The sequence below is a fragment of the Chryseobacterium elymi genome (genome assembly GCF_003385495.1).
GTDB classification, from domain to species: Bacteria; Bacteroidota; Bacteroidia; order Flavobacteriales; family Weeksellaceae; genus Chryseobacterium; species Chryseobacterium elymi.
Map to the genome: position 1 here is coordinate 1 of NZ_QNUH01000038.1, position 9,305 is coordinate 9,305.

The following is a 9,305-nucleotide window of genomic DNA, read 5'->3' on the forward strand; positions in this document are numbered from 1 at the left end:
CAATAAAAACTATAGTTATGGCAACTAAAAAGCATTTTTTCGTTTCACTGGAAGGAGTAGATCTTTCGGATGAGCAGCTGAAAAACATTGACAGAGGAATTCAGAACGTTGTTCTTTCTGAACTTTCAAAGATTGATAATACTCAGGCTTTTGGAGCTCACAGAGATTTCAAAGGACTGCTGAGACCCATGAAAATAAAAGATTGGTTTCCCTGGGGTATCATTATTTTCAAGCCGGGAATTGATATTCAGAGCCAGGTGAAAACCATCCAGTCTCAAATAAAGAGCTATGGAGGCTAATTCTAATACTTCCAAAAAGATGTGTCCCAGTTATGTAGGAAAAGTTGGGGCACAGCTTTTTGGAGTAGTAGGCAAAGACGGAAAGGTACAGTTTATCACGCCTCTTACTGTTACAGAAGATTTTCTGAGTCTGAATAAAGATCAAAACAGCCTTGAGCAGAGATTCCGTTTTACCGGAAAATGTGTAGAAAAGGGCTGTGCCCAATGGAATAAAGAAGAATCTAAATGTTCTCTTTCCCGGAAGGTTCAGAATTTGGATTTCCAGAAAAAAGCAGAAATAGCCTTCTGCCCGATCCGGTCCCAGTGCAGATGGTTTTCCCAGGATGGAAAAGAAGCCTGCTTTTCCTGCAATGAGGTAACAAGAAATATGGAGGAACTGCTTGTAAATAGGCAGCAATAAAAAAAGACGCTTCAAATTGAAACGTCTTTTTTGTTTTTATTTTGGTAAGCCCCTTTTTAAAGCAATTTCTGCTCTTTTAACGGCTACTTTTTCTTTCCAGTCCATGTATTTCTTTTTGAAATTAGACTTCATAATATCGTCAAATTTTCGCTGTACGGTAAGGTTCCATAAAGAATGAGCTTTTACCGCCCAGGATTTGTCCCATGCTCTCAAAGAAATGGAGAAACTTCCGTCCAGATATTTCATCCAGTGCCACCATCCGGTAGGCATGAAAAGCGTATCACCATGCTCAAGGAAGCACTCAATTCCTTCTACACCGTCCAGGGCAGGATATTTTTCGAAATCAGGGTTGTCGATATCATAATCTTCCAGCGCATAGGTTGCATATGGAAGCTGATACAGTCTTTCTTTCCATTTATATTCAAACAGCTTCACATGTTTTCTACCGTTGAAATGGGTATGGAAAATGTGCGCCATATCAATATCAAAATGAAGAAAAGTTACAGAGCCCTTCCCTCCAAAAAACATAGATGGATATTTATCAAGAAAACCACCCATCAGTTCTTTAGGAGAAATATAGTCTTCCAGTAATTTTTTAGCGTGTTTTATAGGGTCAAAAAAGAAAATTCTCAGATCAGTAGGTTCCTTTTGAATAAGATCTATATAATCTGCAAACTTCATTTTTGTAGTCGGCGTATTGATGGGAGCTGCGGGATCGGCTTTTTTAGAATCATAAAGAGGAACCTCCACATCACCTACTGCTTCCTTCACATAATCCATAGTCCATTTCTGGTAAGCAGGCCAGTTTCTTGCCATATTTTTAATGACAACGGGCCTTCTGGGCTTTAGATATTTTTCCGTAAACTCTTCCTGAGTAATATCATCTACAACATCTATAGGCTTTAAAATAATTCCCATTCTATAAATTTTATGTTACAAAATTATTAAATAAATATATATGAATCAGTGTTTAAGTATTTTTTAATCTATGATTCAAATCATTTTTAACAATTTAGACTAAATAAAAAAATAAAAAGTCATTTCTTTCTTTAAAAATTCTTGGCTGTTCCCCAATATTAAGCATTATTTATTCAATATAATATATCGGATAAATGAAAGGGATTAAATTCATGTTTCAATTTTGCAATCAGTTTTTAAAGAATTGACAAGCCAAACAAATTTTAGAAACAAAATTTACATATTGTTATCTCAATAGTTTTGTTAAAAAATAATATTTATAAAAATATCACTAAATTTATAGTGTTAAACATTTAACCTTTATCATTAAAATACATCTTTATAAAAGTGTAACAAAAAACACAAGCTACAAACTAATAAGGCAAATAATAAATTATGAAAGGAAAGATTTCTTTATTTCTGATGCTTTTTTTCACTGTGCTCACATTTGCACAGAAAACAGTGTCAGGGAAAATTACCGATGAAGACGGATCCCCCATTCCCAGTGCCAGTGTTACCATAGAGGAGCCAGGCAAAGATGCTATTTTGGCATACGGGATTACCAATTCCAAGGGAGAATATAAAGTAACGTTTACATCTGCGGAACCCAATGTAGATCTTAAAGTAAAAGCGTTCAACCAAAAACCTCTGACCAAGCAGATCAGCAACAGCGATCAGGCACTGACTTTCAAAATGCAGTCTGAAGCTACAGAAATAAAAGAAGTCCAGTTAAAAACCAAGATGATTACCGCAAGAGGAGACACTATTGCTTATGATCTTAAAGCTTTTGATAGTAAAAGCGACAGAACGCTTGCCGATGTAATGAGAAAAATTCCCGGTATTGAAGTCAATAAAGACGGAACAATTCTTTACCAGGGAAATGCCATCAATAAATTTTATGTTAACGGAAAAGACCTGATGGAAGGAGGGTATGGAACGATCAACAACTCGCTTCCCAAAGATGCAGTACAGAAAGTAGAAGTCCTTGAAAATCACCAGCCGGTAAAAATTCTTCAGGATAAAGTGCCTTCCGATCAGGCAGCGATCAATATCAAACTGAAAAATTCCGTTACCATGACCGGAAGAGGAGAGGTTGGGACAGGATTCGGAGACCCGTGGTTATGGAATGTTAAACTTACCCCCATGTTTTTTGGAAAGAAAAGCCAGTGGGTGGTGAATTACAAAACGAACAATATGGGTGAGCAGGTGGAAAATGAAGGAAATATCTTAGCTTTTGGAAGCCGGTTCGAAGGAAGAAGAATTAATGCTTCTCAAAATGACTGGCTGAATGTAGAAAATGCAAGTACACCCAACCTTCCGGTAAAAAGATATTTGATGAACAATGTACATTACCTGTCGGCAAATTATCTTACCAATATAGACAAAAAGAAAGAGTGGGAGCTTAAAGCCAATGCCAACTATACCAATAATGCAGTTGAAAGAGAATCTTACAGCCAGACAGATTATTTTGGGGGAAGCTCCAATATTGTAAACATTCTTAATAATTTTTACACAGATAAAGCAAAAGGAGAATTAATATTTACAAAAAATGCTAAAAAAGGATTCTTTAAAAATACCACAAGTTTTTCTCAGTATTGGAATGCAGACAGAGGACTTGTTGACAGAACAGATGCAGCAAACGGATTGAAGAGACACGGTGATGAAGCAATAGAATCGCCAACAACATCTTTCCAGAACTCTCTGAGTACCATTATTCCGTGGAAAGAAAAAATGGTGAATCTTTTATCTTTTGTAAGTTACCAGACAGACAAACAGACATTGAAGGTTTTTCCGGCCTCTTATTTGGACATTCCGGGATTCACTCCTGAACCTAAGAATTTTGCGAAACAAAATCTGAGTCTTAAAACGATTGAAGCCAACCATTCTGCGAATATTGGATTCTCTAAAAAAGGATGGACCTTCACTCCGGAAGTCGGATTTAACTTTAAAACAACAAATTTAGTTTCAGATTTATCAAATATTATAACAGCAGGAGCACTTCCGACAGCCTATAGTAATGATCTTACATATACTACAGCAACACCTTACGGAAGCTTGGGAGTAAATTATAAAAATGATTCATGGATGCTGTATGCCAATTTTCCTGTAAACTCTAATAACATTAAAGCGGAAGATCCCTTAAGAAATGTTGCTAAAGATGTAAATAAAGTGACTTTTGAGCCAAGCGTTTTTGCACAGTATACTTTTGCCTCTTTCTGGAAAGCTTCGGTAAATGCTAATATTAATAACAATTTTGGAGAAATAAATACAGCTTATTCAGGGTTCTTAATGACCTCTCCAGGCGGAATTAATGCAATGGATATCAATAACCCCATTCCTCAGAATAATAATAAATCCGCAGGAACAAGACTGGAGTACAGAAACCCTTTGAATAATTTATTCTTCAATATCAATTACAGATTTTCGGATGCTAAAAGAAACCTGATTTCAAACCCGTTAATTAACGGAGCAGGTTATACCGTAATGCAGTATATAGAACAGGATAATCATGTATTAAACAACAGCTACAGCGTAGAAGCAGGAAAATACTTTCCAAAGTTTAAAACAAATGCCTCTCTTAGCTACAGCAATAATACAGCAAAATCTGACGCATTCCTGAATAATAATTCTTTTACAAACAACAACAACAGCCAGTCTTACGGAATTAAATTCAATAATACTTATTTCAGCTGGATGAGTATAGATTATAATGCAAGTATTTCCAGAACAAAGCAAACCAGTACAGGAAATATAAACTCCAGTGCCACCAGAACCGGGTTCACGCATAATCTTGGAGCGTTCTTCTATCCGGTAGAAGATCATACTATCGGATTCAACTGGGATCAGGTAAATACAAACGCAGCAGATCAAAAATACCACAACGGATTCTATGACGTTTCATATCAATTTACCTGGGCCAAAAAGAAAATTGATTTTGAGCTTAAGTGGATGAATATAGCCAACAAAAAAGTATTCGAAACATATGATATCAATACCACGAATATTACTTTTACAAGATATCAGCTTCGACCAAGCCAGGTTATGTTTACTGTGAAATTCAATTTTAAGTAAAAAAATAAAATAAAACCCAATCTTACTGAGATTGGGTTTTTTATTTGAGATATATCCATACATATTGCTAAAAGCTCTGATGATCTGCAGAAGGACCATAGCTTCCAGGAAGCGGAATGTCATTCAGCCTGTAATAAACACCCAGCTGGGCCCTGTGGTGGGTAATCTGATTCAACGAATGGCGAATGGATCCGTATTTACTCCATTTGGCCACCTCATGACCGTTGTTTTTTAAAGCCCATGTGTCATTAAGGTTTTCTTCTTTAGCATTATCAAGAGCTGCCTGCGCAGATTTGAAATTCTCATCCAAAGTTTGAAGAAGATCTTCTTTGGTAGAAAGATGCTTAGGTTGAAAATCTCCTTTTGCAAAATCCAGATCCGAAGTTTTCAGCATCACGTCCGGCCATCCGAAAATCTCGGAAATATGAGTCGCAAGAGGCATCATTTTCATACTTTTCTCATGAGGCGCATAGTCGTTTTTCCCTTCAGGGTAAACTTCGAAAAATTTACGGGTTGTCTGGTACTCTGCTTCCAGTTCATCTTTAAATTGTGATAAAGTATCCATAATATTTTGTTTTTAAGTACTTAAAGATAAGGGTTTTGGGAAAGAAAGTATTGTAAGAAAATCATAATTTTATTCATTGCTGTAGGGAAAATTAATATGATCTTAGAAATTCTAACAAATTTTATGACGTACATTATATTGCTGGTTATCAGTGGATTAATTTTATATAAATAAAATTTTGAAAAAAAATGTAACATATTAAAGCAATTGATAACTAATTAGTAAATGCTATTATAATGAAAAATCTATTTTCTGTATTCTTTATCGCACTTTTTGCCTTGGCATCGGCGCAGGATTCGAAAGAATCAAAAGAGACAGCAAACCGCTTCTTCTATGAACTGACTTTTAAGCCGAAGAAAGATTCTGCCAAGATGGATAAAGTAATTACAATTCTGGATATTACAGACAAAAACAGATCTATTTATCAGGATTATACAGTGATCGCTCAGGATTCTATCATGAAAGTTGAAATCGAAGCCATGCAGAAAGCAGGAATCATGAAAGATCTGTCAAAAACTATTAAAACCCCTAAAATTTCAGCCAGAATATACAAATCATATCCAGGTATGAAAGTGCAGTATGTTGATAAGATAGCAAACGGGTTTACACCAAGTAACATAGGATATAGCGAAGACTTAAAATTCAACTGGAATATCCTTAACGATAAACAGAAAATAGGAGAGTACAACACTCAAAAGGCAACCACTGAATTCGGAGGAAGAAAATGGACTGCATGGTTTAGTACAGATTTACCATTTCAGGATGGGCCTTACAAATTCTTTGGACTGCCAGGTTTAATTGTTAAAATTGAAGATGATCAGAAAAATTACTCTTGGGTTTTACAGGGAAATAAAAAAGTCAAGGATTATACAGAATACTCTTATATCGAAAACCTGATGCAGGCAAAAGGAGGAAAGGTAAATGAATTGTCAAGAGAAAAATTTGAAAAAACATTCAGTGATTTCAAAAAAGACCCTTTTGCGTCCATAAGACCTATGATGACTCAGGAAATGCTGTCCAAAACAGTTCCTGGAATGGATGGTACAGTTGGCGATATGGTTAAAAAACAGGAGAAGCAGTACAAAGAATTTTACAGTGCCAATGACAACCCGATAGAGATATCATCGACACAAGAGGACAAAAAGAAAAAATAAGCATTCATATCAACTAAATTATATTTTTAAAATCAACCCAGGTACAGCAATGTATTTGGGTTGATTTCTTTCATGTCTTCTGTTATTTAGATTAAATTTAAATAACGTATATTTGCCCTTACAAAAAATCCGGCTTTGAAACAGATTGACTTACATAAATTAAGTGATTTCCCTAAAAACAAAATGGGGAAGATTTTGGGGTACGATAACGATTACCTGAAAATGCCAAACAAGATCATAGAAATGGGACTATTACCGGAAACCATTTTCAGGATATTGTACCAGGCACCCTTCAATGGTCCCATGTATGTAGAATTTGGAGAAGAAAAAAGCCGCATCGCTCTTCGTAAAGAAGAAGGAGAATATATCATTGTTGAAGAATTGAATTAATGCAGGAAAATAAGAAAAAACAAGTCCTTTTAGTGGGGAACCCTAATGTAGGAAAGTCTACGGTTTTCAATGCACTGTGCAACAAAAAACAAAAGACTGGAAACTACGCAGGAGTTACCGTTGCAAGCCATTCCGGAAATTACACCTATAAAAATGAAGAGGTTGAGGTGATTGACCTGCCGGGCTCGTACAGCGTTTATCCAAGTTCGGAAGACGAGGCTATTTTTTCCAAATTTCTTATTGATGAGCAGAAAAATTATGAAGGCGTAATCTATATTCTTGAAGCATTAAGCTTAAAAAGAGGATTGCTTCTCTTTCAGCAGATACAGGATCTAGGTATTCCTATGATTCTGGTGGTCAATCAGATTGATCAGGCAGTAAGAAGAGGAATTAGTATCGATATCCAGAAATTTTCTGATGCTTTGGGAATTAAAATTATCCAGACTAATGCCAAAGAGCAGATCGGAATAGAAGAGATCAAAGAAGCCGTCCTGAATGGCGGATTTAAAAAAGCAGATAAGATCTCTTTTGAAACGCCAAATGAACATAAAGACTTTATTCAGAAAATTGTGGCCCACAAAGGACTGGATAACGAATATAAAGCCTGGATGAGCCTTTCTTTAGGCTCCGATCTCGGAAAAATAGAATCTATAAAAGATCTTCTTAACCAGCCGGATTCTAAAAGCCTGGTTCCAAAACGGCTTCAGGTTCAGGAGACCGTAAGAAGATATCAGAGTGTAGATAAAATACTGGCGGATGTAATCTCTAAAAAAGCCCAGTTCAAAGAGCTTTTAACAGAAAAATTAGATAAAGTACTGGTTCACAAATTCTGGGGCTATGTTGTTTTTCTCCTTATCCTGCTGATTATCTTCCAAAGCGTTTTCTTCCTTGCAGAATATCCGATGAACTGGATCGAGGATTCCTTCTCATGGCTGGCTGCCTTTACAGGAGAACACCTGCCGGAAGGACCGGTAAATTCACTGATTTCGAGTGGAATTATTCCCGGAATCGGAGGAATCGTAGTATTTGCACCGCAGATTGGTATTTTATTGTATTTTCTTTACTTACTGGAAGATTCAGGATATATGGCGAGAGTAGTATTCCTCATGGACAGGCTGCTGCGCCCTTTCGGACTGAACGGGAAAAGTATTGTGCCATTGGTGTCAGGTACCGCCTGTGCTATTCCTGCTGTGATCTCTACAAGAAATATTGAGAATGTAAAAGAAAGACTGTTAACCATACTGGTTACTCCTTTTATGACCTGTTCTGCAAGACTTCCGGTATACAGTATCATTATCGGATTGATCATTTCTGAAGAATCATTCCTTGGAATTAAATATAAAGCGCTGGTACTGATGGGAATGTACCTTTTAGGCTTCCTCGTAGCGCTTTTTTCTGCAGCAGTATTAAAAAGATTTATCAAAAATAAAGACAAGACCTATCTTGTAATGGATCTGCCCACTTATAAAAAGCCCCTTTTCGGATATGACCTTAAAATGGTTCTGGGTAAAGTTTGGGACTTTATTACAGGAGCAGGAAAGATTATTTTTATTGTAAGCATCATTGTATGGTTTTTAAGCTACTTCGGTCCTAAGCAGAATTCCAATCAGTTTGTGGCTACCAATGTAGAGCTCGACCATTCCTATCTGGCCAAAATGGGCAAAGGAATTGAACCTCTTATCGAGCCTCTTGGTTACGACTGGAAAATGGGCGTGGGAATTCTGACAAGTTTTGTGGCCAGAGAAGTTTTTGTGGGAACAATGTCTACGCTCTATAGCCTGGATAATGATGCTCCCGAAGTGAAAGTAATAGATAAAATGAGAAGAGACGTAAAGCCTAACGGGGAGAAAGTGTTCAGCTTCGCCACTGGAATTTCCGTGCTTTTATTTTATGCATTTGCAATGCAGTGTGTTTCTACACTTGCAGTAGTCTACAGAGAAACCAAAAGCTGGAAGTGGACCGGCTTTCAGGTTGTAATGATGACCGGTTTGGCATATTTTGTGTCGTTGATAGCATATCAGATTTTAAAATAATGGATACTTCATTAATTTTTCAGTATATCATCATCATACTAATCGTTGCATTTGCCTGTTACTCCTTATTTAGAGTGCTCAGAAAGAATTTTGCACCGAAAAAATTTAGTTCCAAAAGAACTAGCTGCGACAAAGACTGCGGTTGCTCCTGATCCTGTTTTAAGCCTATAATTGAAAAAATTGTAGTAATTTCATTCTCTGAAATTAAAACCTTTTCGATTTGAGCCCAAAATCAGCAGCAGCCTTTTTATTCTCTCTTCTAACCGTTTGGGTAAATGCCCAAATCGATACCACTAAAATCAAGTCCTATGCAGATCAGGTAATGATCCGTGTAAACCTTGATACGAATATTGAAACATATATTTTTACTGAAGGTCCTGAAGATAAATCTTTGGAAACCATCTTTTCAATCAACAACAAAACAAGAGCGTCCTT

9 protein-coding genes are annotated in these 9,305 nt (G+C 36.5%); 7 read left to right on the forward strand and 2 right to left on the reverse strand.

Features of this window, described 5'->3' with window-relative positions:
* Both DRF60_RS20330 and DRF60_RS20335 read left to right on the forward strand, forming a co-directional pair.
* Window positions 1-299 (forward strand): hypothetical protein (locus tag DRF60_RS20330; RefSeq protein WP_238640264.1); only part of this gene is annotated, 299 nt, incomplete at its 5' end.
* On the forward strand, window positions 289-699 hold the full coding sequence (locus tag DRF60_RS20335) for a hypothetical protein (protein WP_116015107.1): 411 nt from the start codon (window positions 289-291) through the stop codon (window positions 697-699). The genes DRF60_RS20330 and DRF60_RS20335, both read left to right, overlap by 11 nt.
* A 36-nt stretch (window positions 700-735) precedes the next feature.
* Here DRF60_RS20335 and DRF60_RS20340 read toward each other — a convergent pair whose 3' ends face one another.
* On the reverse strand, window positions 736-1,617 hold the full coding sequence (locus tag DRF60_RS20340) for a cupin-like domain-containing protein (protein ID WP_116015110.1): 882 nt from the start codon (window positions 1,615-1,617) through the stop codon (window positions 736-738).
* Between the two features lie 435 nt (window positions 1,618-2,052).
* On the opposite strand from DRF60_RS20340, the gene DRF60_RS20345 reads away from it, so the two are divergent.
* Window positions 2,053-4,728, forward strand: a complete 2,676-nt coding sequence (locus DRF60_RS20345) for a carboxypeptidase-like regulatory domain-containing protein (protein ID WP_116015113.1) — start codon at window positions 2,053-2,055, stop codon at window positions 4,726-4,728.
* Window positions 4,729-4,795: 67 nt separating this feature from the next.
* On the opposite strand, the gene DRF60_RS20350 is transcribed toward DRF60_RS20345, so the two are convergent.
* Window positions 4,796-5,293, reverse strand: coding sequence for a DinB family protein (locus DRF60_RS20350; RefSeq protein WP_116015116.1), 498 nt, complete (start codon window positions 5,291-5,293; stop codon window positions 4,796-4,798).
* A gap of 236 nt (window positions 5,294-5,529) precedes the next feature.
* On the opposite strand from DRF60_RS20350, the gene DRF60_RS20355 reads away from it, so the two are divergent.
* From DRF60_RS20355 to DRF60_RS20370, 4 genes are all read left to right on the forward strand, one after another.
* Window positions 5,530-6,447 carry a GLPGLI family protein gene (locus DRF60_RS20355; RefSeq protein ID WP_116015119.1) on the forward strand — a complete coding sequence of 306 codons (918 nt, stop codon included), beginning with the start codon at window positions 5,530-5,532 and terminating at the stop codon, window positions 6,445-6,447.
* A 135-nt stretch (window positions 6,448-6,582) separates the two neighbouring features.
* A complete protein-coding gene (locus DRF60_RS20360) occupies window positions 6,583-6,837 on the forward strand; it encodes a FeoA family protein (protein ID WP_116015122.1) in 255 nt (84 codons plus the stop codon).
* Entirely contained in the window at window positions 6,837-8,870 is a 2,034-nt protein-coding gene (feoB, locus tag DRF60_RS20365) for a ferrous iron transport protein B (protein WP_116015125.1), read from the forward strand. Before DRF60_RS20360 ends, feoB begins: the two co-directional genes overlap by 1 nt.
* A gap of 220 nt (window positions 8,871-9,090) precedes the next feature.
* Window positions 9,091-9,305, forward strand: a 215-nt coding sequence (locus DRF60_RS20370; RefSeq protein ID WP_133297258.1) for a hypothetical protein, incomplete at its 3' end; no start/stop codon positions are given.